The organism is Vibrio sp. T11.5 (assembly GCF_027587155.1).
GTDB lineage: Bacteria > Pseudomonadota > Gammaproteobacteria > Enterobacterales > Vibrionaceae > Vibrio > Vibrio neptunius.
Genome location: NZ_JAPPTP010000006.1, coordinates 120768 through 142454 on the forward strand (window position 1 = coordinate 120768; position 21687 = coordinate 142454).

Annotated in this window: 22 protein-coding genes; 2 read left to right on the plus strand and 20 right to left on the minus strand. The window is 46.7% G+C overall.

What is annotated here, in order from left to right:
* Positions 1–101 precede the first annotated feature (101 nt).
* The 4 genes from pstB to OH455_RS08785 form a co-directional block, all read right to left on the minus strand.
* Positions 102–851, minus strand: coding sequence for a phosphate ABC transporter ATP-binding protein PstB (pstB, locus tag OH455_RS08770; RefSeq protein ID WP_045974926.1), 750 nt, complete (start codon positions 849–851; stop codon positions 102–104).
* 59 nt (positions 852–910) lie between these two features.
* Positions 911–1774 (minus strand): phosphate ABC transporter permease PstA, encoded by an 864-nt coding sequence (gene pstA / locus OH455_RS08775; protein ID WP_045974927.1) that lies wholly within the window; start codon positions 1772–1774, stop codon positions 911–913.
* A gap of 21 nt (positions 1775–1795) precedes the next feature.
* A complete protein-coding gene (gene pstC, locus OH455_RS08780; RefSeq protein WP_269981110.1) occupies positions 1796–2728 on the minus strand; it encodes a phosphate ABC transporter permease subunit PstC in 933 nt (310 codons plus the stop codon).
* A 94-nt stretch (positions 2729–2822) separates the two neighbouring features.
* Positions 2823–3644, minus strand: a complete 822-nt coding sequence (locus OH455_RS08785) for a phosphate ABC transporter substrate-binding protein (RefSeq protein WP_269981111.1) — start codon at positions 3642–3644, stop codon at positions 2823–2825.
* 377 nt (positions 3645–4021) lie between these two features.
* Here OH455_RS08785 and OH455_RS08790 point away from each other — a divergent pair, with 377 nt between their 5' ends.
* Entirely contained in the window at positions 4022–5665 is a 1644-nt protein-coding gene (locus OH455_RS08790) for a methyl-accepting chemotaxis protein (protein ID WP_269981112.1), read from the plus strand.
* A 101-nt stretch (positions 5666–5766) separates the two neighbouring features.
* On the opposite strand, the gene OH455_RS08795 is transcribed toward OH455_RS08790, so the two are convergent.
* Positions 5767–6486 carry an SDR family oxidoreductase gene (locus tag OH455_RS08795; protein ID WP_045974931.1) on the minus strand — a complete coding sequence of 240 codons (720 nt, stop codon included), beginning with the start codon at positions 6484–6486 and terminating at the stop codon, positions 5767–5769.
* 154 nt (positions 6487–6640) lie between these two features.
* Between OH455_RS08795 and OH455_RS08800 the strand changes: the two genes are divergently transcribed.
* The gene (locus OH455_RS08800; RefSeq protein WP_269981113.1) at positions 6641–7555 is read left to right on the plus strand and encodes a LysR family transcriptional regulator; all 915 of its coding nucleotides are present in this window, start codon (positions 6641–6643) and stop codon (positions 7553–7555) included.
* On the opposite strand, the gene OH455_RS08805 is transcribed toward OH455_RS08800, so the two are convergent.
* The 15 genes from OH455_RS08805 to OH455_RS08875 all read right to left on the minus strand — a co-directional run bounded on the left by OH455_RS08805 (position 7532) and on the right by OH455_RS08875 (position 21686).
* Positions 7532–8968 (minus strand): coniferyl aldehyde dehydrogenase, encoded by a 1437-nt coding sequence (locus tag OH455_RS08805; protein WP_269981114.1) that lies wholly within the window; start codon positions 8966–8968, stop codon positions 7532–7534. The two genes, OH455_RS08800 and OH455_RS08805, sit on opposite strands and share 24 nt — an antisense overlap.
* Before the next feature lie 128 nt (positions 8969–9096).
* Positions 9097–10836 (minus strand): protein-disulfide reductase DsbD, encoded by a 1740-nt coding sequence (gene dsbD / locus OH455_RS08810; RefSeq protein WP_443088593.1) that lies wholly within the window; start codon positions 10834–10836, stop codon positions 9097–9099.
* Positions 10836–11717 carry an FAD:protein FMN transferase gene (locus OH455_RS08815; RefSeq protein ID WP_269981115.1) on the minus strand — a complete coding sequence of 294 codons (882 nt, stop codon included), beginning with the start codon at positions 11715–11717 and terminating at the stop codon, positions 10836–10838. Before OH455_RS08815 ends, dsbD begins: the two co-directional genes overlap by 1 nt.
* Positions 11707–12930, minus strand: a complete 1224-nt coding sequence (locus OH455_RS08820) for a DUF3570 domain-containing protein (protein ID WP_045974935.1) — start codon at positions 12928–12930, stop codon at positions 11707–11709. The genes OH455_RS08815 and OH455_RS08820 overlap by 11 nt, the downstream gene beginning before the upstream one ends.
* 19 nt (positions 12931–12949) lie before the next feature.
* Positions 12950–13414, minus strand: coding sequence for a DUF4266 domain-containing protein (locus tag OH455_RS08825; RefSeq protein ID WP_269981116.1), 465 nt, complete (start codon positions 13412–13414; stop codon positions 12950–12952).
* Positions 13411–13875 (minus strand): TlpA family protein disulfide reductase, encoded by a 465-nt coding sequence (locus OH455_RS08830; protein WP_045974937.1) that lies wholly within the window; start codon positions 13873–13875, stop codon positions 13411–13413. The genes OH455_RS08825 and OH455_RS08830 overlap by 4 nt, the downstream gene beginning before the upstream one ends.
* Positions 13876–13899: 24 nt before the next feature.
* Entirely contained in the window at positions 13900–15093 is a 1194-nt protein-coding gene (locus tag OH455_RS08835; RefSeq protein WP_269981117.1) for a vWA domain-containing protein, read from the minus strand.
* Positions 15086–15652, minus strand: a complete 567-nt coding sequence (tadF, locus tag OH455_RS08840; RefSeq protein ID WP_219348695.1) for a tight adherence pilus pseudopilin TadF — start codon at positions 15650–15652, stop codon at positions 15086–15088. Before tadF ends, OH455_RS08835 begins: the two co-directional genes overlap by 8 nt.
* The gene (locus tag OH455_RS08845; RefSeq protein ID WP_269981118.1) at positions 15645–16079 is read right to left on the minus strand and encodes a TadE/TadG family type IV pilus assembly protein; all 435 of its coding nucleotides are present in this window, start codon (positions 16077–16079) and stop codon (positions 15645–15647) included. Before OH455_RS08845 ends, tadF begins: the two co-directional genes overlap by 8 nt.
* Positions 16070–16807 carry a tetratricopeptide repeat protein gene (locus OH455_RS08850; RefSeq protein ID WP_206373894.1) on the minus strand — a complete coding sequence of 246 codons (738 nt, stop codon included), beginning with the start codon at positions 16805–16807 and terminating at the stop codon, positions 16070–16072. Before OH455_RS08850 ends, OH455_RS08845 begins: the two co-directional genes overlap by 10 nt.
* Positions 16804–17658, minus strand: coding sequence for a type II secretion system F family protein (locus OH455_RS08855; RefSeq protein WP_269981119.1), 855 nt, complete (start codon positions 17656–17658; stop codon positions 16804–16806). The genes OH455_RS08850 and OH455_RS08855 overlap by 4 nt, the downstream gene beginning before the upstream one ends.
* Entirely contained in the window at positions 17655–18560 is a 906-nt protein-coding gene (locus OH455_RS08860; protein WP_269981120.1) for a type II secretion system F family protein, read from the minus strand. The genes OH455_RS08855 and OH455_RS08860 overlap by 4 nt, the downstream gene beginning before the upstream one ends.
* Entirely contained in the window at positions 18557–19894 is a 1338-nt protein-coding gene (locus OH455_RS08865) for a CpaF family protein (RefSeq protein WP_269981121.1), read from the minus strand. The genes OH455_RS08860 and OH455_RS08865 overlap by 4 nt, the downstream gene beginning before the upstream one ends.
* Positions 19894–21060, minus strand: a complete 1167-nt coding sequence (locus OH455_RS08870; protein WP_269981122.1) for a P-loop NTPase — start codon at positions 21058–21060, stop codon at positions 19894–19896. The genes OH455_RS08865 and OH455_RS08870 overlap by 1 nt, the downstream gene beginning before the upstream one ends.
* Positions 21060–21686 (minus strand): CpaD family pilus assembly lipoprotein, encoded by a 627-nt coding sequence (locus OH455_RS08875; RefSeq protein ID WP_269981123.1) that lies wholly within the window; start codon positions 21684–21686, stop codon positions 21060–21062. Before OH455_RS08875 ends, OH455_RS08870 begins: the two co-directional genes overlap by 1 nt.
* Position 21687 lies beyond the last annotated feature (1 nt).

Below are 21687 nucleotides of genomic sequence, written 5' to 3' on the forward strand. Positions count from 1 at the left end.
CCATAGCCTCAACATTGAAACATAAAAAAGCCCCTCATTAGGAGGGGCAAAGTACCATCGCTTATTGTTATAGTGATAATGCCAATAAAACAGTAGAGTGATTAACCAAAATCACCATTTACGTATCCCTTGGTACGGTCATCTTTGGGTTCGCTAAAAATGACCTGAGTAGCATCATGTTCAACGAGCTCACCCATTAAGAAGAAAGCCGTGCGGTCAGAGATACGGCGTGCTTGCTGCATAGAGTGAGTCACAATAACGATCGTGTAATTTTTCTTCAGCTCTTCCATCAACTCTTCAATCTTATGGGTTGCGATTGGGTCAAGGGCAGACGTTGGTTCATCCATCAAGATGACATCTGGTTCCATGGCAATAGTACGAGCAATACACAAACGCTGCTGCTGACCACCCGAAAGACCAAACGCATGTGACTTCAAGCGATCTTTTACTTCATCCCAAAGTGCTGCGCTGCGCAGTGAGCGCTCAACGACTTCATCAATGTGTTTCTTGTCTTTAATACCCTGAGCTCGCAGGCCATATGCGACATTTTCATAGATGCTCATCGGGAATGGATTAGGCTTTTGGAACACCATGCCCACTTTAATCCGTAGATCAGCGACATCTATATTTCCATAAATGTCCGTGCCGTCCATATCCAACTTACCTGTAATCTTTACCCCTTCAATTAGGTCATTCATACGGTTAAGACAACGTAATAGCGTAGATTTCCCACAGCCTGACGGTCCAATAAGTGCCGTTACCTGACGTACGGGAATCGGCAAATTAATCGCTTTCAGTGCTTGATTTTCGCCATAAAACAGATCTAGGTTTTCAATATCAAATTTGTTCATTGTCTCTATCTCTTCAATCTTAAATTCGTGTCTGTGCTTGTTGCAGTTAAAGTCGCAGATTAATAATTCGCAGTGTTGAAACGGCTTGCGATTAGCTTGGTGATCATGTTGATCAAGAGAACAACGACAATCAGCACGGTAGCTGTACCATAAGCTTGATTCCACTCTTCAATAGTGAAAAGCTCAGTAGTTAGCTTATATAGGTGAACGGTTAGCGTTCGACCTGAATCAAGTAAAGAATCAGGTATACGAGCCACCATACCAGCAGTCAGAAAGACAGGGGCAGATTCACCTATTACACGACCAATACTAAGAATGACCGAGGTTAAGATACCTGGCATTGCACTAGGCAAAATCAAACGCCAGATGGTGTAGATTTTTGAAGCGCCCAAACCATATGAGCCCTCACGATACGTTTGTGGCACTGCCATCAATGCTTCTTCCGTAGTACGGATGATCACTGGGAGAATAAGAATACTTAGTGTCAATGCACCCGAAAGAATCGAGAAACCCAAACCTAAGATTGCCACGAAGAAAGTCATACCAAACAGACCGAAAATAATTGATGGGATACCCGCCAATGACTCAGTACAGAATCGGATAACTTTGACAAGTTTACTGCCCACTTTCGCGTACTCGGTAAGATAAATTGCCGTCATAATACCCAGTGGAGCTGCAACAGCAATTGACGCGATTACCATGTAAATAGTCGCTACAATCATTGGGAAGATGCCATGCTCTTCGCCAGTACGAGTGTAGTTGTCAGTAATAAAGTCCCAGTCAACATGCTGCAAACCGTTCGATAGGATGTACCAGATAATCCAGAACAAAAAACCTACCGTCAATGCCGCTGCTGCCCAAATAAAGCCACTAAAGATATTGTCTTTAAACTGGCGTGCTTTCTTTAATTTTGCGCGATCCATAGTCATCACCTTTGAGCCAGTTTACTTCGCTTTTTCACGGTTGAGATAGAGCAGTGCTGCGTTCAGCATCATGATAAACACGAGTAGAACTACACCTGTAGCATAGAGTGCATTAGCGTGCACACCGCTTGCGTAAGACATTTCAATAGCGATATTTGCGGTTAGCGTCCGAGCAGAGTCGAGAATGCCCTGAGGCATGGCTGGCGCATTACCCATCACCATGATGATTGCCATCGTTTCTCCAAGAGCTCGGCCAATACCAAGAATCACCCCTGTCATGATGCCCGAGCGTGCCGCCGGAACAAGCAGTTTAAAGATAGTGAAGATTTTTGATGCGCCCAGAGCTAGTGAGCCCTCTTTGTATGTGCGCGGTACCGCACGAATTGAGGTTTCTGAAACGGTAATAACCGTCGGAAGAATCATCACGCCCAGCACAATGATACCAGCCAAAATGGTGTTACCTGCTGGTACTTCAAACACGTCCTGAATCAACGGAACGATGATGACCAGGCCAAAGAAGCCATAAACTACTGATGGGATACCTGCTAACAACTCTACAGCTGGTCGAATAATGTCAGCCAAACGCTTGGGGGCCACTTCAGCAATGAAGATAGCGGTAAGCACACCAACTGGAACCCCAACGATGACTGCTCCAAACGTCGAGACGACAGAAGCAACAATCATAGTTGCTACACCGTAAAGTGCCGGTGGCAGCCAGTCTTGGCCTAAGACAATTCCAGAAACCCCTGCTTCCTGAAATGCAGGGATAGATTCTTTAACGATAAAATAGGCGATGACCGCCAGAGATACAATGCCAATAACAGCACTGGTAAGGAATAAGCCATGGAAAATTCGCTCTTTCCAGTCAACACGCTTGCTTGCACGTAAACTCGGCTTAGAAACTTGAGTCGCTTCAGTATTCATAAGCTCGTCACTATTTGTTGCGATGGTCATAGAGTTCTTACCTTTCTCACGAACTGCGTTCGCTTGAAGTCAAGAAAAGGCTCAGCCCAAGGTGGGCTGAGCAATTAAAGAGTATTACTAATGATTAGTTAACTGAAATGTAGCCTTTGCTGTCTACAAGAGATTGCGCTTCATTAGACACCATCCAATCTAGGAATTTCTGAGTTTCAGCAGACGGCTTGCCGTCTTTGTAAAGAACAAGGAATGGACGAGCAACTTTATAAGAACCGTTCTTCACATTGTCTACGTTTGCCTCAACACCATCGATAGGAAGTGCATGAACAGAATTGTCGACTGTGCCAAGAGAGATATACCCAATCGCGTATGGGTTAGATGCCACCATAGTTTTCAGTGCACCGTTACCATTGGCAACTTGAGCACGTTGAGAGATAGCAGAGACCTTCTTACCAGAAATTTTCTTCTTCAGTTTCATGATATCTTCAAATGCACCGCGAGTTCCAGATGCCGTGTCGCGTGTGATAGCAACGATTGGCTTATCTGCACCGCCGACTTCTTTCCAGTTAGTGATCTCGCCTTTGTAAATCGAGGTCACTTGTTCAGCCGTCAGTGCTTGTAAGCCATTTTTAGGGTTAACGACGACTGCAATACCATCTAATGCAATCGTAAGCTCTTTTAGAGCTGGCTCTTTTTCAGAGTCTTTCAGGTTACGAGAAGACATACCTAAGTCAGCTGAACCATTTTTCGCCGCTTTTACGCCAGCAGAAGAACCAGGCCCTTGAACTTCGATAAATACGCTCGAGTTATCCTTCATGTATGTTTCAGAGAAAACTTCCATCAGTGGAGTTACGCTGCTAGAGCCCACTGCAGAGATAGTTTCTTTGGCAGAAACTGAAGTTACTGTCATTGCGCCTAGAAGTGCGATTGCACCGATAATTGTCTTTTTCATCACAATTTCCTTAGTGGGCATTATTGCCGTTGTGTTTCACTTGAACGATGCTCACTTTAGGACTCGAATATGACATTTGTGTTTCACTTCGTTGAAGCCTGTATGACAGATAAGATTTAATGTGCATGTTTTATCGGAAGTGACTGATAGGTCGAACAATAATGAAACAAGGCGGCGTAGCTTAACAATCAGCCTACAAATTTAGAGTTATAACTCTATGAATTAAAAAGAAAATTGATTCCTAACTTGACTAACAATAATTTCATAAAATAATCAAATTCCAGATTGAATTATATTTGAGAAAAACTAGAATCGTCCCTCCTAATTATAAAAACGACAATATACAACTCACCAACATCAATAGAAGAGGACAATCGATGCGCCAATTGCTCAGCGGGCTTTCTATTAAGCTCCAAGTAGTGGTTCCTGTCATATTCACATTGCTACTACTAGTGGCCGGGATAGGTTACAGCACAACCAACCTAAAAGAAGCCTTTAAGCAAGTCACCGTCTCTACGGAGAATCTCATCAATAATAAGGATGAACTGACACAAATCATCGATAACACTTATGGTATGCGCATCAAAGCTATCTACAGCTTATTTCGTGCAGAAGATGTCAAACAGCTGGCGACACATTTGCAAAGCAAGCAACAAGAAAACCGTCAATTACTGCGCTCTCTGAGTAAAGTGGAAGGTTTGGAGCAAGAAGTTGCAGATATGAACGCCGCAATCGATCATTACGTTAACTACTCTATCAACGTGATGATTCCTTTACTCAATGTGCGTCACGACGACAGCAACCCACCGCTAGGGTTTGAGACCCAATATGAGAGAGCAGCAAGCGACTACCGCACCGCTGGCAACCAGATGGTTAAGGCCATTGATAACCTATCTAAGAAGCTCAACACACTGGCATTGGATGAAGTGAACGCTAACGAGGCCATCCACTCTAATGTGATGAGTAGTGGCATAGTCGGGCTTTTATTAGTTCTGGCCGCAGCGTTGGCCATTAGCTGGATGCTAGCAGGTATCATAGTGACACCGATTAAAAAGTTACAGCAAGCTATGAAGGAGCTCGCACAAGGCAACTTATTGGTTTCCGTCGAAGAAGAAGGCGACAACGAAATTTCGGCCTTATCTCGTGATTTCAATAGCACAATAGGACAATTACAGAATACGGTCGACTCACTGGTTCGAATCAGTGTTGATGTCGCATCCGCTTCCACTGAATTAGCCGCGGTGATGACGCAATCAAGTATCAACTCCGATCAGGAAAAGAATGAGGTAGAACAAGTTGCGTCAGCCATCAATCAGATGGAAAGCACCGCGATGGAAGTCACTCAGAATGCCAACAATGCTGATGCGGCTTCCAATAATGCAGATAAGCTGGCTCGTGACAGTTTGGAGACATTTGAACAAAACACGCGCGCCAGTAAAAAGATGGCTCAACACCTTTCTCAAGCCGCTGAGGTGGTCAACTCCTTAAAAGAGCAGTCAGAGCAAATTGGTAAGGTCATTGAAGTAATAGAAAGCATCTCAGAGCAAACTAACTTACTCGCACTGAATGCGGCTATTGAAGCCGCTCGCGCAGGGGAAAGTGGACGTGGATTTGCAGTTGTTGCTGATGAAGTACGTATGTTGGCAGCTCGAACACAAGAATCGACCAAGGAAATTCAGGTCATCATTGAAGATCTGCAGAATCAGTCTAGCGTTGCCAACGATAGCATGAACTCAAGCCTAGAAATGATTGCTCAGAATCAGACACAAGCGAACAAAGTGAGCGAGGCGCTCGGGCACATCAGTGCATCCATTTCTGAATTGACGAGTATTAATGCTCAAGTCGCCGTCGCTTCTGAGGAACAAGGCCAAGTCACATCCGACGTCAACAACAATCTAAGCAACATCTATGAGCTGGTGAGTCAAAACGTCACTGGGATTACACAAGCCGCTGCCGCCAGTCACGAGCTGTCTACGTTAGCTGAGAAACAAAAACAGCAGCTAGACTTCTTCAAAGTGTAGATAAACAAAACGTCAACCAAAAGGTTGACGTTTTTTTCAATCGATAACGCAAGAACAGAAAAAGGTCAGTATTCGCTGAGCTTATTTCAATAACACAGTGATTAGGGCTGTTGCTTAGTTGGAGCCAATGCAATTTCACGAATACAGACGTTTTGAGGTTGATTGTAAGCAAACTCTACCGCACGAGCGACATCATCAGCAGCCAATACGCCGCCCATATCAACTTTCCAGTCGTCGTAGCCATCTTTGATTTCCTGAGAAGTAGTGTGAGAAAGCAATTCTGTCTCTACCGCCCCCGGTGCAATCGTCGTCACACGAACATTTGATGCAGCCACTTCTTCACGTACGTTTTCAGAGATTGCGTGAACGGCAAATTTAGTACCGCAGTAAGCAGCATGATTCGGGAAGGTTTTCTTACCTGCGATCGAGCTGACATTGATAATAGTGCCGCTGTTGCGCTCCATCATAGGTGCCAGTACCGATTGCATACCATTCAGTAGGCCAAGTACGTTGACATCAAACATACGTTTCCATTCAACTGTGTCTTGTGTATCAATCTGACCTAACAACATCACACCAGCGTTGTTTACTAAACCATCTACCGGGCCAAATTGCGCCTCTGCTTTGGCAATCGCTGCTTCAAATGACGCTTTGTCTGTGACATCTACTTTTTCACATAGCGTGTTTGGCAGATCTAGGGCTTCAAGACGTTCTACGCGACGAGCAAGCAGAAGTAGAGGATGACCTTCATTGCTTAAACGACGAGCAATGGCTTCACCAATACCAGAACTTGCACCTGTTATTACGATTAGTTTTTTCATCTTTATTTCCTCTGTAGTTGTTCAGTAGCAGCTCTTTTTCGCTGCGATGGAGGTATATTACGTCAATCGTTTTTATTGATATATATCACTCTAGTTGAAACACTGTTGCTGTAGTGCAACAATAATCAAAACTCAACTTGATTGGATATCCATTGTGCTCAACCAGATTAATCTCGCGGACATCCGCTCTTTCGTTCTCATCGCACAATTGGGGAACTTTACTAAAGCTGCAGAAGCGCTGGGTGTGTCGCGCTCGCACGTATCACGTCAGATAAGCAGTCTTGAAAACCAAATAGGCGTAACACTACTGATCCGAACCACACGCACACTCAAACTCACTGAAGCAGGGAAAGCCTTTTACCAGCAATGTGAGAAAGCGCTGCATAATATTGATCAGGCGTTATTGGCTGCCGTGGATGACGTAGAAAAAGTACAAGGCGAAATAAAGATTAATTGCGTGGGCGGCTATCTCGGCGAAGAACTGATCGCTCAAATTGCAACGGAGTTTATGCATGTGCACCCCGATGTCAGTATCCATCTAGACTTCAGTAGCCATCGAGTAGATTTGATTGAAGATGACTTCGATATTGCCTTTCGTATGGGCAAGCTTGAAGACTCAGGGTTCGTTGCCCGAAAGTTGCTGGATATCCAAATGGGGACTCTGGCCAGCCCTGACTACCTAAAACGATATGGTCAGCCTAATCACCCTAAAGAGCTCACTCAGCATCATTGCTTAACGGGTTCGGTCAAAAGGTGGAGCTTTGAAAGTAAAGCGGATGCGCAACACTACGATGTCTTCGTCAATGGGCATATGCAATGCAAAAATGGCCGTGTGTTGGTGAAAGGCGCACTCAACGGCAACGGCATCATACGTGTGCCGATGATTTACTGTGAACAAGAGTTAGCGAGCGGAAAGCTAGTCGAAGTATTTGACCATTGGGGCATTCCGAGCGTCGATTTTTCGGCCATCTATCATAGAGATCGTTTTCAGCCTAAGCGGCTACGCGAATTCATCAGTTTTGTGAAGCACTACTTCGATGCTCGCTTAGCGGATAAAGAGTCGGCTTAACACTTTTTCAGTCAAATTCCTGAATCGCAACACCAAGCGGCTTCTTGGCAGCCAAGCCGGAGAAGCTAACACCGTTTTTGCTTTAGTGAAAGTCTGAAAACCTTCGAAGCCATGATAATGACCAATACCCGACTCCCCTATTCCACCAAAGGGAGCATCTTCAGCCGCCACATGTAACAAAGTATCGTTAATGGCGACCCCACCGCTGTGGGTCTGCTCGATAATTTGTCGCTGAAGCGTGCGATCCGTCGACATCAGATACAATGCCAGGGGTCTAGGTTTGGCATTAATGTAATTGAGTGCTTCATTCAGATGACGATAGCCAATCACGGGAAGCAGCGGCCCGAATATCTCTTCCTGCATCACCTGCATGTTTTCTGTCACACCCGTTATTAAATGAGGCAGCATTTGACGCCCCTCCAAGGTGACATCCTCTATGCTATATATGCTGGCACCTCTGCCTTGTGCATCCTCTAACATGTTGTAAAGGCGGTCGTACTGCCGTTCATTAATAATGTGAGTGACCGTTGGCGCTTTGTTGCCTTCGATGTACAGTGATTTATAGCGTTTGAGGTACAGATTGATGAATAGCAGCTCTTTTCCTTGAGGCAGCAGAACGTAGTCTGGCGCAACACAAATTTGCCCAGCATTGACTGACTTGCCGAGTAATACCGCGTCAACGGCGGCGCGAAGATCAATGTCATTGTCTATCAGAACAGGCGACTTACCACCTAGCTCCAACGTTACTGGAGTAAGGTTTTTCGCAGCAGCTTGAGCAACTAGCTTCCCTACTGGCGTCGATCCCGTAAAGATAAGATGATCAAATGGCAGCTGAGAAAAATAGCTGGCGATATCCGCTTCGCCCTCAATGGGGTAAATGTGTCTGTCCAAGCAAGATAAGATCTGGCTCAGTACCTGGTTGGTGTGATGAGTATGTTCGCTCAGCTTGACCATCACTCGGTTTCCCGCTGCAATCGCCGTCACGATAGGCGCAATGCTCAGCACTATTGGAAAATTCCAAGGCACGATCACTCCGACAACGCCAAGTGGTTGATACTCGACCGAGATTGACGAAGGAGAGAGCAACAGCCCCGCTTTACGTCGACTTGGTTTCATCCATTTCTTCAGGTGCTTGATCGTGTAATTGATATGAGAAACCGCAGGTAAGAGGTCGCAAATCATGCTATCAAAACGGCTACGAGCACCATAATCCTTTTGCAGAGCTTCAACCAACTCTTGTTTATGTTCAAGTAAAGCTTGTTTGAGGATCTTGAGCCTTTTCATCCGCACGTTGTAGCCAGAAAATGGTTCACTCATATAAAAAGCTCTGACTTCAGCGTAAAGATGAAGTAACTCTTGTTGAGTCTTGATGTGTTCTTTTTGCCAACGATTAAGATCTACGACGCCTTCCATGTGCCATTATCACCTGATTGGTTATTCTTTGCCCATAAGTATAGTAGCCAGATTAAACACCAATGTCTTGGCTAGCACACCCATAACGTGCATAAGAAAAAGGCGACATTAATGCCGCCTTGTGTTAATTACTGCAATTGGGTCATCACAGATTGAAAATGCTCAAGCCCTGTGGCCCCGACAATTCTCTGCTGAGCAATTTCAGCACCTTTGTTATCAAAGAAAAATATCGCCGGTGGACCAAACACATTGCGCTCTGCCAGCCACGCCATCTGCTCGGGATTACTCTCTGTGACATCAAACTTGATCGTATTCCAGTTAGCAAACTTATTCTGTACAGATTGATCGCCAAACACTTCTTTCTCAATGACCTTACACGAGACACACCAGTCCGCATAAAGGTCGACTAGTACTGGTTTACCTTGCTGCTTCGCCAATGCTAATTGTTGATCCAAGACTTTAACAGAGCTGATTTTCTCAAATGGCAAAACTTCGGCTGGCTTGTCTGAACTAGTCTGTACAACATTGAGTGGCTTAAGAGGATCATTTGACCCTGTCAACATGCCGACAAATAAGATCAATCCATAGAACAGAGACATAAATGCGCCCAGTTTACGGGTCCTCGCCCAACCGGGTTGCGCTGAATCCAGCGCACCAAAATGAATACCACTTCCAATGGCAAGCAGCGCCCACAAGAGCATCATCAACCAACTAGGAATGAAACGGCCTAACAACACAATCGCAACCGCCAGCAATAACACACCAAACAATTGCTTCACGGCAATCATCCAAGGGCCGCTTTTAGGGAGCAGCTTACCACCACTCATGCCAATCAGAATCAGTGGTACACCCATACCCAATGCCATCACAAACAGAGTAACGCCGCCCAAAACCCAATCTTGCGTGGTGGAAACATACAGTAATGCCCCCGCCAATGGTGCACTCACGCAGGGTGACACGACGAGGGCCGACACTGCGCCCATCACGAACACACTTGCTACTTTGCCGCCGCCCAATTTGTCTGAGCTTGCATTCAGTTTCTGCTGAATGGATGCGGGTAACTGCAGTTCATAAAAGCCAAACATCGCTAAAGCAAGCAAGACAAACACCAGCGCAAATATCGATAGCAACCAAGGCTGCTGCATCGCCGCTTGCAGGTTAACGCCTTTGGCCAGCGTCGTGACCAATACCCCTGTTAGCGCATAACTGGAAGCCATTCCCAACACATAGGAAGTCGATAGAGTTAGACCTTTTCGACCTGTCATTTTGGCGTCGCCACCAATGATGCTCGACAAAATAGGCACCATAGGCAGCACGCAGGGTGTTAGTGACAACCCTAAGCCAAGTAGGAAAAAGATGAGGAGAGCCTGAGTTTTGGACGCACTACCTAATAGCTCAGACAAGCCCGCGGTGTCTTCTGCCAAACCACCCACTTTATCCCAAATTGAGGAGTTGCTGTCATTCAGTGTATTGGCGGGCAAGTCGAGTTTGATCGTCTGAGGTAAGTAGCACAGACCTTTTTCTGAACAACCTTGATAACGAACGTTGAGTTGACCTTCGCCACCATAAGGTACCAGCACGGTTACTGGCTTATCGAAAACGACGACTTCACCAAAGTACTTATCTTGTTTCTGTTTGCCCGGTGAAGAAAATTGAGGCTCAGTTAACTCGATGCCGCTATCTGCTGAAAACTTAAATCGACCTTTATAGAGATAATATTCAGGCTGAGTTGCGAAATGGATCTGCACGCCTTGCTCACTGACCGACCACTGGTAAGGAAATGCTTCTTCCACAGGCAAAAAGTCAGGATCCTGTGCAGACGCAAAGGCAGAGATAAAGAGTAAAAAAGGCCAGATGAACATTCTGATCACGTTACAAACTCCGTGTCTTGATGAATAGCTAATTTATCGTCGATAAACACGACGCCAACTTGCTCTGGGACGGGTAAAGTCGGTTCTAGAGTCAATGCGGTACTGAGTGCCCCTGCTTCCAGCGTCGTTGGCGCTAAGACGCTGACCGAAAGCACTTGGGGATGTGTGCCACGTTGCGACAATATATGTGAACTTTCCTCATCACCAAATTGGAAGCTTCGCTCGTAATGAGCTGACGTCGTCAATGCGGCATTCGCCAGTGGCACTGAGAAAAATGGCTCGTGCTTATTCTTCGGATTAAGTACCGCCACATTAAAAGGGGATCCATCTGGTTTCGCACCGAGAGCTCGAATGTCTCCTCCAAAATTCACCAGCGCTGAGGAAACACCAAATTTCTCTGCGAGCATCACCGCCTGATCGACCGCAAACTCTTTAATCACACCGCCCAAATCAAATTGAGTCTCGGCATGAGGGATAGATAGTGTTTTGTCAGATAGCGACCAAGCACCAACGCCCATAAACGGCTTAGCACTTTCATAAGCCGTGGTTCTGTCCCATTGAGGCGTGCTTTCCATCATTGACTTTAGCGTACCTACTGTTGGGTCAAAAACACCTTTCGTGCCCTCAACCAAACGCTTCAAAACTTCAAATACGGCGTAGCTTTCATCATCCAAAATCACAGATGATGACTGACGTCGGTTCACTTGCCGATTAAGCCAAGAGTGGCAATCATAAAAGTTAAACTTCTTCTCTAATCTCAGAGTGTTAGACTCAATCAAACCCGCCACATCAGCGGCTTTCTCTGAGTGGTACAGCTGAACTTCACAAGGTACCGTCATCGCCTTAAATCGGTGAACAAAAGGCAAATTAAAACTCATAGGTTGCCCCTACTGCCCACCACTGAGCTTCAAAGCCATTGGACTGCTCGTAATAAGCACCAAGCAGATTGAAACGCAGCTTCTTGTGCACTTTAACGCTTGCACCTAATTCATAGGCATTGGCCGTAAAATCACCAAGACGTAAATCAGAGGTTGCATAACCTGACGATGCAAACGTAGGATCGTTGCCATTCGGGTCACGGTAAAAGTCAGCTGCACTTTGGGTATACCAAAAATAACCCGGCGCTAAAGTTAACCAGTTATTGACCGTCCAAGAAAGTTTACCTCCAAGCTGATGAGAGGCCACTCCCCAGTCATCCTGAAACCATTTGTAGCGAGGACGAACTACTAGAGTTTCCGACATGGACCAGAACGCCTGAATATTCACGCCACCTGACAAACGAGTATCCGGGCGTGAATCCTGACCAAGAAAGACTTCGTCAGTACCAATCGAACCATCGCCATCAATATCCACCTCACGCAATACCGTCAGATAGTGATTGCTCAGATAGCCAGAGCGATAACCTGCATAGCCGGTGAAGACCATGTAATAATTTGGCGTGAAGGTTTGTGAGAGGCCTGCCTCAACATTCCCCGTAAAGATGTCTTCCCAAGATTGCGGATTGGTCGAGGTTTGATACTTGCCAAACGTCATCGTTTCGTCAAACAGGGTGGAGAAACCTAGGCTGTATGAGCGGTTCTTTTGTGAATCAGCGTAAATCAGCCCCTTACCATTTAAACCAATACTGCGATAATCCTCTTCTTTGGAAAAGTTGGCGCCGAAGGTCCACTCGTTTCGTAGCTCATCTCGATAGGTGGCACTGCCATTGATTGATTTACGAGTATCTTCCAACTCATATTTCTGAATTTTGTAGCCACTGCTGTGGGGATCGTAGCCAGCACGAATGACCTGATCCGTCATATTTTGCGCTTGCTGAGTTTTTGTCGCCCGATTGACTGCATCCGCAGTGCTGCCAACGGGGGTGGTTGGCCCCCAGGACGGTGACGCGCCCGACACAGTGTCGTAACCTAATTCAAGATTTATAGTCCAATCAAGACCAAAACTCTTTTCTATGGAAACCACGCTATCGCCAGCTTCCACTTTGTCGTCATACTCTTCGTAATTTAGATAATGAACAGAGATATGATCTTCTGCCAGCGCACTATTCGCCACTGCCGCTGCACTAAGCAACGTTAAAGGTAGTTTTTTCATTGTAATTAGTTTTTAATATTTAGTTGCAACCACAGCCGCCGCCACCGACGCCACTGCCACCCACTGAACCTTGCTTGTATGAGAAGACTTTCTCTGAAAATAAGTCAAACTCAGGCACCGGCCCTCCGGGTTTCATCTCTTTCTTAGCTAAGGTGCCTTTTTCCCACGGTTTAACTGGCTCAATGCCTAGAGCCTCATCGACAAAAGCGAGGGCCGATTTTTCATTTACGACAGCTTTCGGTTTCTCCAACGTTAAATCCTTAGCTTGGGGTTTGACTAATTCAACGTTGCGACGAGCACCAATTTCTGAACTGCCACTGGTGTAAACCTGTCCAGAAATCACCTCTTCTTCAATGCTGGAGCCACTGACCGAGGTTTCCGTAGCTTGAGAAGGCTTTTTCCCTAGCTGACTTAAATCCACTTTTGGGGCTGCAACGCTCAACGCAGGAAAGCAGAGAGTAACGATGAGAACAACTGGCTTCATAGTTGAACTCCCATATCTGCCAGATCCGCCAGAATAACCGTCCGAATATCATTGATGGCACCAAACCGAACTTTCAGCACTTGCCCCTGATAGATGTAGTAGAGCGCCGGCATACCAATCGGCTTAAACTCGGCGATCAACTGTTGCTTGGGATCGTTAATGACAGGGAAGGTCAAACCCAGCGATTTTTGAAACTCAAGGCCCACTTCAACCTCTTCATCAACATCTACACCGACAACCGTCACGCCTGTCCCTTCTAGCTCACTGTAGAGCTGATTAACCAAAGGCAACTCATGGCGACATGAAACACACCACTCTGCAAAGAAATCCACTATCGTTAGCTGGCTTTGATCCAGCTTAAGTCCTGTTGATGCTGAATCTGTGATGGTGTCCCCTTCTTTAAACGCAGATGCAGAGAAAGAAGTGCATAAAGCGAATAACACAACCAATTGTTTAATCATTATTTTCTCCCTAATTTTGTGGTTTTATTTCTGTCCGAAGTTAAGCGTGGTGTCATACTGAACTTCCAATATCTTTGAAAAGTACTCATCGAGTTTCTCGGTGTTGGTTGCAGAGAAAACCTGCCCCTTGATACCTTCTGTGTTTGCGGCGTTGATGCAGCTCTGAAACTGAGCTAAGCGGCTTTCTTGTACATTGAAACCAATAAAATTGAGTTCAATAGCAAATTCATTGGCTAAACGGTCACAAAGGCCAGCTTCAATCAGGTCATCCAGTACATAGCCACTGTCGGCTCCGTCTGTCATCAGAATCAGCTTTTGCTTGGGTGTGAGCGAATAAGGGTTGTATCCCCACTCTTGGCGCCATCTTGGAATCAGCTGACGAGCCCCCCAAATGATGCCTTGATACGAGTGTGTCCCACCTGTCGTAGTTAGGGCGTTGATGGCTGTTTTCACTTCGCTCATATCATCGGTAAGCGGGACAAGAGTGGCTGAATCACTGCAATCCGCAAGAAACTTACCCGGCTTACGATGACTCACCGCTTTCTCGGAATGAATTCTATCTAGGTTTTGAACCGTTTCATTCACCAACACTGAGCCACCCGCTTGTTTGGTTAGCCCATCGATACAGAAGACGGCTTTCTCTTCCAGCCAAGCAGTGTTGCGAGCGGAGACACCATCAGAAAAGGGAACAATAGAAATACTGATTGCTCGCCTTCCATCGATTTGTACATTGTCTCGCTCAATACGCTCAATTGCTCGGATAAGAATACGCTTCAACGACTCGATTGAGCCCGTCATGGAACTGGAAATATCCAACACTAGGGTCATTTCGGTGGGAGTCACACTGGATGACTGATTAACATTCGCCTGCGCAACGGAATTTGACTGCGCAGAATACGAAGCCTGAGCAAACTTCAATGATGAAAAAAGCCCCGTCAACGAATACCCCATATTGATCTCACAACCAGAAGTACTGAATATTTCGCTTTTCACCAGTTTTACGTTGGGCTGGTAATAGTCTAAATACGCCTGATTAACGCTCGGATCTGAGTAATCAGAAAAGGCGCACGCCAAAGAGGCCGCATCCACGGCTTGCATTGCACGACTGCTTAGCTGGACCTGAAAACCAATCATGATGGTCGCGGCAGACAACACCACCAAAGGAATCAGCAGGGCGAGAAAGGCTAAGGAGACGGAACCTGTTTGTGGCTTAAGCACTGTAGCGCCTCCCAATAATGACAGCTTGACTGCGCATCGACTTTGGAAGCGGTAACGGCAGCCAGTGGAAAATGGCACTATCCGACTCCAGCGGCTCAGAGACACACAGTGTGACTTGATACAGGTTCGCCGTTTTGCCATGTAACGAGGCGACCGAGCTTCGGCTGATTGGGGCGAATAAAGACAGAGAATCTATCGTTTGTTCCACTTCGCAATCACTGCCTACTTTTTGGGTGATGAGCTCTGTTCGCCCAGCCGTCACGGTTCGAATTTCAAGCACAAGCCCGATACGTTCTGCTTCAAAGCCTGAGGGTAAAGCGCGTTGTGCGACACTCAACAACTGATTAGCACTCGCATCGTCATAGGATTTGGCGCTACCTTGCGGCACTAAGGCTCTTGCAGCAGCGCTCGCCATCGAATATGTGGTGTTGTCAATACGACTCTGGAGGTAGAGCAGTTTGTACACCGCAAACAACCCCAAAACAATGGTCAATATACCAAGCACAACAAACGGAAATTCAATCACGGCTGCGCCATTCTGCTTTGAAACACTACGCATCGTGACTCACCAATACGGTTCGACTTAAAGACGCCACCGAAGGAAACTTTTCAGATAGGGCTGGCACCAATAAAAAGCTAAATCGGTAATGGATTTGATACTCAGTCATCACTGCACTTAAAGGCGTGACCTTTCTCCCCACAGCTAAAGACTGGACGCTATCGCTATAACGCGGAGGATCAATGTCAATCTTCTCCAGATCGAGCAACGGAAACGACGCGATGCGATCGCGGATTTGATTATCTAACATCGTCGAAGGTGGCAGCGTTCTGATCTCCCTCACCGCAGCATTGACGGCAGATTCAAAGATCATGGTGACCCACATCAAACGAACGAATTCAAATGTCGCCAACAGCACAATCATCAGTGGAACAATGACCATGGCAAACTCTATCGTCTGGCTCCCAGAATGACGTTTCATCGCCATGTGCCAGCTCCCTGCTCAGCAAGATGCTGGTAATACGCTAAGTTGTTCTCTAACTCCGCTTTGGTCAGATCGCCCATTGCGATCATTCGCGCCGCATCGACCTCACCTTGCAATGCATAAGATAATGCCAAATTAAGCCGTAATTTAGTGGTCGCTTCTCCACGTTGGTAAATAGGGTAAAGAATCCGAATACTTTGCTCTGGTTGACCATCGAGCATCCAGCTTAGTGCGAGGTTGTTTCGGTACTCTAGACTGTCCGGCCTGATGTTAATCGCCTGCTGAAATGCCTCACGAGCTTCTCGATAGTTTTTTTGCAATGAGTAGCTCACACCGAGACTGTTCAGCGCCACTTCGTCTTTATCATTTTCTTCCACTGCTCTGCGCAGTGAATCTGTCGCTAAACGAACATTGCCTAAGGCTAAATGCGCACGCCCCAATTCACGTTCAAACTCAGGGGAAGGATTCAGTGAGTTACCCTTAGTGAGGTAATGCAAAGCCTCATCGTAACGCGCGGCTTGATTGCTGGCGCTGCCCGCCAGAAATAAAAGCTGAGGATCGTCTGGATTATTCTCCAGCTTCTTCTTGTAAATACTGAGCGCATTATCAGCATGACCGTTTGTCAGGGCGGTTTGCGCCAATTGAAAGTCAGATTTCTCAACCTGATTATCGGTAGACTGACAACCAAGAACCGAAAGACAGAAGCAGGCAATAATGAAGGGTTTGATCATAATGTGTCCAGAGTATTAAACAGGCTAAGAACAACAGGGGCAACAATCATGACAACGACTGGCAGCATGATGAATACCACAAGTGGGAAAGACATTTTGGCTGGAATTTTCCCCACCCATTCTTCGAGATCGAGCAACTGGTATTGGCGGCTATCGGACGCAATCAGGCTCAATGCCTGTGACAGAGGCGTACCAAACTGAAGCGCCTGAGACATAGTCACAACCATATTGTTGATATCTGGCAATTCCAATCTCTGATCCAGGTTGAGCAAAGCTTGCTGCGGAGAATCTAATACTGACATCTCCGTCGCAGTCAGCGTCCATTCTCGGGCTAAAGCCGGAGATACTGACGTCATTTCCTCACCGACAACACGAAAGGTGTTTTCCAGTGTCAGCCCGGAAGCGACGCAGACTACCATCAGGTCGAGAGCATCGGGTGCCAGTTTGGAAATTTCCTGACGAATCTGGTTAACACGCCATTCAAGCAGTCGATCAACCGCAATACCGCAAGCGATAGCCACTGCTATGTCCTGAGCAATATCCGCTGCAGACCAACCTAAAGAGCGAGCAAAATGCCACATACCTGCGCCACAAAGCATCAAGGCAAAACGAATCAATACAAACTGGGTCTCTGCATGACTTTGACCAAAGCCAATGAGTGCCAATTGCTTTTGACGGGCAGGGTTAGACTTCCATCGCCACTTTTCACCAAGTGAGCGAGTGTGCAGTGTCGAAACACTGACCTGCTTCAAGCGGCGATGAATGACGTCTTGCTGACGTGCAAGCTGAAAACAAATAACGGAGCTAATGACGCCCACCACAATCAGCAAGGTCGCTATCATAACTATCATGAGAACTTCCTATTTTTGGTCAGCGAATGGAGCATAAAGCCGCCAAATGCAATACTGGCTGCGCAGTAAATCAGAATCGATTGGCCACTTTCGGTATACACCAATAACTCAAACAGTGAAACATCGATCCATGCCACTACAGCCACCAGCATCAAGGGTAGTAAGGAAAGAAACTTTGCCGTCATTCTTGGCTCCGCAGTCATGCTTTTTACCTTCTTGAGCATGGCCCGATTGTCATGCATGGTACGACTCAGATTGTGGAGGATCTCCCTCAACTGACCACCGTTACTTTGATTCAATACAAGAGCGACGGAAAAGTAACGAAACGTACGGTATGGAAGGCGAGTACAGGCTTCATCAAGGGTTTGACGCAGTGAAATACCTAGTGCCAAGTTGTCTGTGATAAGCGCAAATTCCCGCCCCAATAACCCGGTTTGCGAATTCGATACTTGTTCGATAGCTTGAGGAACAGAAAGTCCAGCGGACACCGCACGACTGACAAGCCCCAATACCTTAACGATATTGGTATCAAACTCTTCAATTTGCTTTTTGCGACGTACAACAAAAAGCGTACAGAATAAGAGACCAAAGCACACCAAAGCCACAGCGGCCTGCCAATACCATGCCAGCGCTTGCAACCAGAATATCGTACCAAGCGGTAAAGCGAATGCTGACAAAGCAAGCAGGAGCTTGTCCTGACTTGGCAACAAAGCATCAGTACGAGACCAGAATTCGCGAACTGTCCCACCAGACCGGCGCGATTTAACAATCGAGCTTAAATGGCTAGTGTCCGTGTGCGGGACATATTTCGACAAACGTCGCTTCACATTGAGACGCTGGCCAACGTAATGAAAAGAAACCGCTATAGTCAGGCACCATATCGCGACCAGAGCAAGGATCATAGGTCGAGCTCCATAGCCGACCGTAATTGGCTATCAAGTTGATAGTATTGCGCCTTAGATGCAAAAGCAGGCAAACTTTTGGCGCTCATAAATTGCCCCAGTAGCTGGCCCTGATGATCTTCGCCCTGAACCTCAAAGCGATAGAGATCATGGGTGACATACTGTTCACCTTCCAAGCCAACAACCTCTGTAATGGCAACAACCCGACGCTTGCCATCACGCATTCTCTCAACCTGCACCACTACATCAATCGTATCAGCAACCTGTCGACGTAAGGCAAACAATGGCAAGGTAGATTGCGCCATCATCAACATGTTTTCAATTCGAACCAAGGCATCTAAAGACGAGTTAGCATGTAAGGTCGACAAAGAACCTTCATGGCCAGTGTTCATGGCCTGCATCATTTCAAAGGCTTCATCACCACGTACTTCGCCGAGTATGATCCGATCGGGGCGCATCCTTAACGCATTCTTAACCAGCTCCCGCTGACTGACAGCCGTCAGCCCTTCTGCGTTTGCGGGTCTGGTTTCAGCTCGAACGACATGCGGCTGTTGAAGTTGAAGCTCCGCAGCGTCCTCAATGGTGATGATTCGCTCATGAGGTGAAATACTGAATGACATCGCATTGAGCAGCGTCGTTTTACCTGCGCCAGTACCGCCCGCAATCAAAACGTTCAACCGACAACGAACAATGATATCCAGTAGGCGCACCATGCTGTCTGACATGGCACCATTTTGCGCCATCTGATTGAGAGACAGTTTTTCCTGATTGAATTTACGAATGGAAATACACGTGCCATCCAATGCAAGCGGAGGGATCATGACATTGACCCTGCTGCCGTCTTCTAATCGCGCATCAACCAATGGTGAACTTTCATCGATTCGACGGCCAACTTTGCTTACGATTCGACGAGCTAAATTCAGCAGTTGCTCTTCACTGCGAAACTCGACCGGCGTCTTTTGCAACTTACCCAATTTCTCGATGTAAACCTCATTGGGCCCATTGACCATGATGTCGCTCACCATAGAGTCGTCGATCAATGGTTGTAGAGGCCCCAAACCCAGTAGCTCATCCACCAGTTGTTTAACCACTAGCGCGACTTCACGATTGCCCAGCGGCAGCTGATGAGTCGCTACCACGTCCGTTACCAGCAGTAAAATTCTCGCTTCCAATTCCTGAGGACTGAGCTTGATAACCACACTCGCTTCAATCGCGTTTACCACCTGAGAGTGGATCAGGTGATAATGTTCACGAATAGGATCCGATGATGGCGCTACGGCACTGTGTGATTGAGTGACGGTTAATGGCTCTTTAGTTCTTGTCGACTTGAACATCAGGCCCCTCGCTTCCAGAATCTAAGTGAGCGTGATGGCTGGGTACCTTCAACTTTATCTGCTAAGTCATAAAACGCCCGGCTGACCTTACGATTTCCTTTGATGGCAGACTGCCCCAAAGAGCCTTTCGCTAAGAAGTGATTCGGTGCAAAAGGGACTGCAACATCAATATCAATGCCCAGCGCTCGATGCACATCATTCAAGGCAATTAAGGACGCTTTGTTCGATTTAGTGTGGTTAACCACTAACAGGTTTTCCTTAGCGTGGCCTGTCGGATCACCAGTAGAAAGCAAGCTAAAGATTTGTCCAGCGTTACGTATTGACGGCAAAGTGGGTTCTACCACAATCACTCGTACATCTGCACTTTTGAGTACGCTCATGCCCACTTGATCTCTCAGTGAGAAAGAAGGAATGTCGAAGATGAGGTTATCGGCGTGGTCCAGACAGTATTTACTGAAATGTTCTAACGCGTTTTTGTCTGGCCAAAACGGGTCCGTATCCAAAGACAAATAGCCAGTAAACAAGGTTAAACCTGGCTGAACCGCAATGCCACTTCTCTCAAAGACCACGGGCTCAAGGCGTTCTGGATATTGCAGCATTTCAACCAGTGCGGTATTGCCTTGGACATCGAAATGTAAGTCCAGATCACCTGAGGCAAAATCAAGGTCTGCTACCGCTGTCGACTGGCCCCGACTGTTCATCATGCGAGCCAGATTGGCAACGATGGTCGAAGTACCAACGCCACCTTTTGTCCCCACCACAGAGATGCGCTTGCCCCTTTGATTGCCATTGTGTTCTTGACCAAAATCGAGAGAAACCAATGCATCCGGTGCAATCGGATTCACCAAATATTCAAGGGCTCCCACCGATAGCAAACTGCGATAGTAGGCAATCTTTTCATCATCACCAATAGCGATTACCTTGCAACCTGTACGATGAACTAGGTTACTCACTAAACTCTGAGCTTCTTCGATTGGCAAACCAATCACATCCAGCGCAATCACACTGTGATTATTGATCAATGCCTGCTTAATGATTTGCTCACGATCTAAAGAAACCTGGGTAAGCTGGGTGATCCCTTGTTCTGCGAATGCAAGGCTTAAATGATAGCTGTCCAGTGCCGGAGAGCTTGCCACCAATACCGAAAGGTTCTGATTTTTCATCATTAATTCCCCCCCGTATTAATCGAAATCACAGAACTGTTATCTTGACTACTTTCATTGCTGCTTGCTGGAGTGACATAGGCATCAATCGCTGCAACGGCTTTTGCACCATTGGTTGGACCGAGCTTTTCACCCACAACCAAATCTCTCGGATTAGCGACCATTTGCGCTAAAGCCGCAGCATTGCTGCACCCGTATGCCGGATGCGTCTTATATTGGTTGAAGATAACTGGCTGTGCTTTATCAGTGCCGCACCCAGGAACTTTGGCACGGAACGACTCCACAACGATCTGTACATCACCAGACTGCGTGCCGGTCGCGCGTTCCGTGATGATCTGGTGCTTAGCAAGTCCCTGTCCGAGCAACAGGTCTGAAATAGACTTAACCTGAGACCGCCCTTTAGGCGAATAGCTCACCAATTTCACTCTGAGACTATAAGGATTTCCACGCTGAACGATGAAGGATCGAATATCCTGTTGCTGCTGCGGAGTGAGCGACGGCTTTTCGACCGCAAGGGTAAGCTTATTGGTTACCGAAACCACATCAATGGCAGGTTGACGCGCTATTTGATCCGAAGCACAGCCACTCAGGACGAGCAAAACAGGCAAAAGTAAAGATTGTAATTTCATG

Bases quoted from the DNA above. Each gene is read 5' to 3' on its own strand.
- pstC (WP_269981110.1), bottom strand. From the start codon at position 2,728: ATGACCATCGCAACAAATAGTGACGAGCTTATGAATACTGAAGCGACT.
- tadF (WP_219348695.1), bottom strand. From the start codon at position 15,652: ATGCGTAGTGTTTCAAAGCAGAATGGCGCAGCCGTGATTGAATTTCCG.
- OH455_RS08820 (WP_045974935.1), bottom strand. From the start codon at position 12,930: ATGAAAAAACTACCTTTAACGTTGCTTAGTGCAGCGGCAGTGGCGAAT.
- OH455_RS08850 (WP_206373894.1), bottom strand. From the start codon at position 16,807: ATGATCAAACCCTTCATTATTGCCTGCTTCTGTCTTTCGGTTCTTGGT.
- OH455_RS08790 (WP_269981112.1), top strand. From the start codon at position 4,022: ATGCGCCAATTGCTCAGCGGGCTTTCTATTAAGCTCCAAGTAGTGGTT.
- OH455_RS08825 (WP_269981116.1), bottom strand. From the start codon at position 13,414: ATGAAGCCAGTTGTTCTCATCGTTACTCTCTGCTTTCCTGCGTTGAGC.
- OH455_RS08795 (WP_045974931.1), bottom strand. From the start codon at position 6,486: ATGAAAAAACTAATCGTAATAACAGGTGCAAGTTCTGGTATTGGTGAA.
- OH455_RS08830 (WP_045974937.1), bottom strand. From the start codon at position 13,875: ATGATTAAACAATTGGTTGTGTTATTCGCTTTATGCACTTCTTTCTCT.
- OH455_RS08855 (WP_269981119.1), bottom strand. From the start codon at position 17,658: ATGATAGTTATGATAGCGACCTTGCTGATTGTGGTGGGCGTCATTAGC.
- OH455_RS08865 (WP_269981121.1), bottom strand. From the start codon at position 19,894: ATGTTCAAGTCGACAAGAACTAAAGAGCCATTAACCGTCACTCAATCA.
- OH455_RS08875 (WP_269981123.1), bottom strand. From the start codon at position 21,686: ATGAAATTACAATCTTTACTTTTGCCTGTTTTGCTCGTCCTGAGTGGC.
- pstA (WP_045974927.1), bottom strand. From the start codon at position 1,774: ATGGATCGCGCAAAATTAAAGAAAGCACGCCAGTTTAAAGACAATATC.
- OH455_RS08870 (WP_269981122.1), bottom strand. From the start codon at position 21,060: ATGATGAAAAATCAGAACCTTTCGGTATTGGTGGCAAGCTCTCCGGCA.
- OH455_RS08805 (WP_269981114.1), bottom strand. From the start codon at position 8,968: ATGGAAGGCGTCGTAGATCTTAATCGTTGGCAAAAAGAACACATCAAG.
- OH455_RS08815 (WP_269981115.1), bottom strand. From the start codon at position 11,717: ATGAGTTTTAATTTGCCTTTTGTTCACCGATTTAAGGCGATGACGGTA.
- OH455_RS08845 (WP_269981118.1), bottom strand. From the start codon at position 16,079: ATGGCGATGAAACGTCATTCTGGGAGCCAGACGATAGAGTTTGCCATG.
- OH455_RS08785 (WP_269981111.1), bottom strand. From the start codon at position 3,644: ATGAAAAAGACAATTATCGGTGCAATCGCACTTCTAGGCGCAATGACA.
- pstB (WP_045974926.1), bottom strand. From the start codon at position 851: ATGAACAAATTTGATATTGAAAACCTAGATCTGTTTTATGGCGAAAAT.
- OH455_RS08860 (WP_269981120.1), bottom strand. From the start codon at position 18,560: ATGATCCTTGCTCTGGTCGCGATATGGTGCCTGACTATAGCGGTTTCT.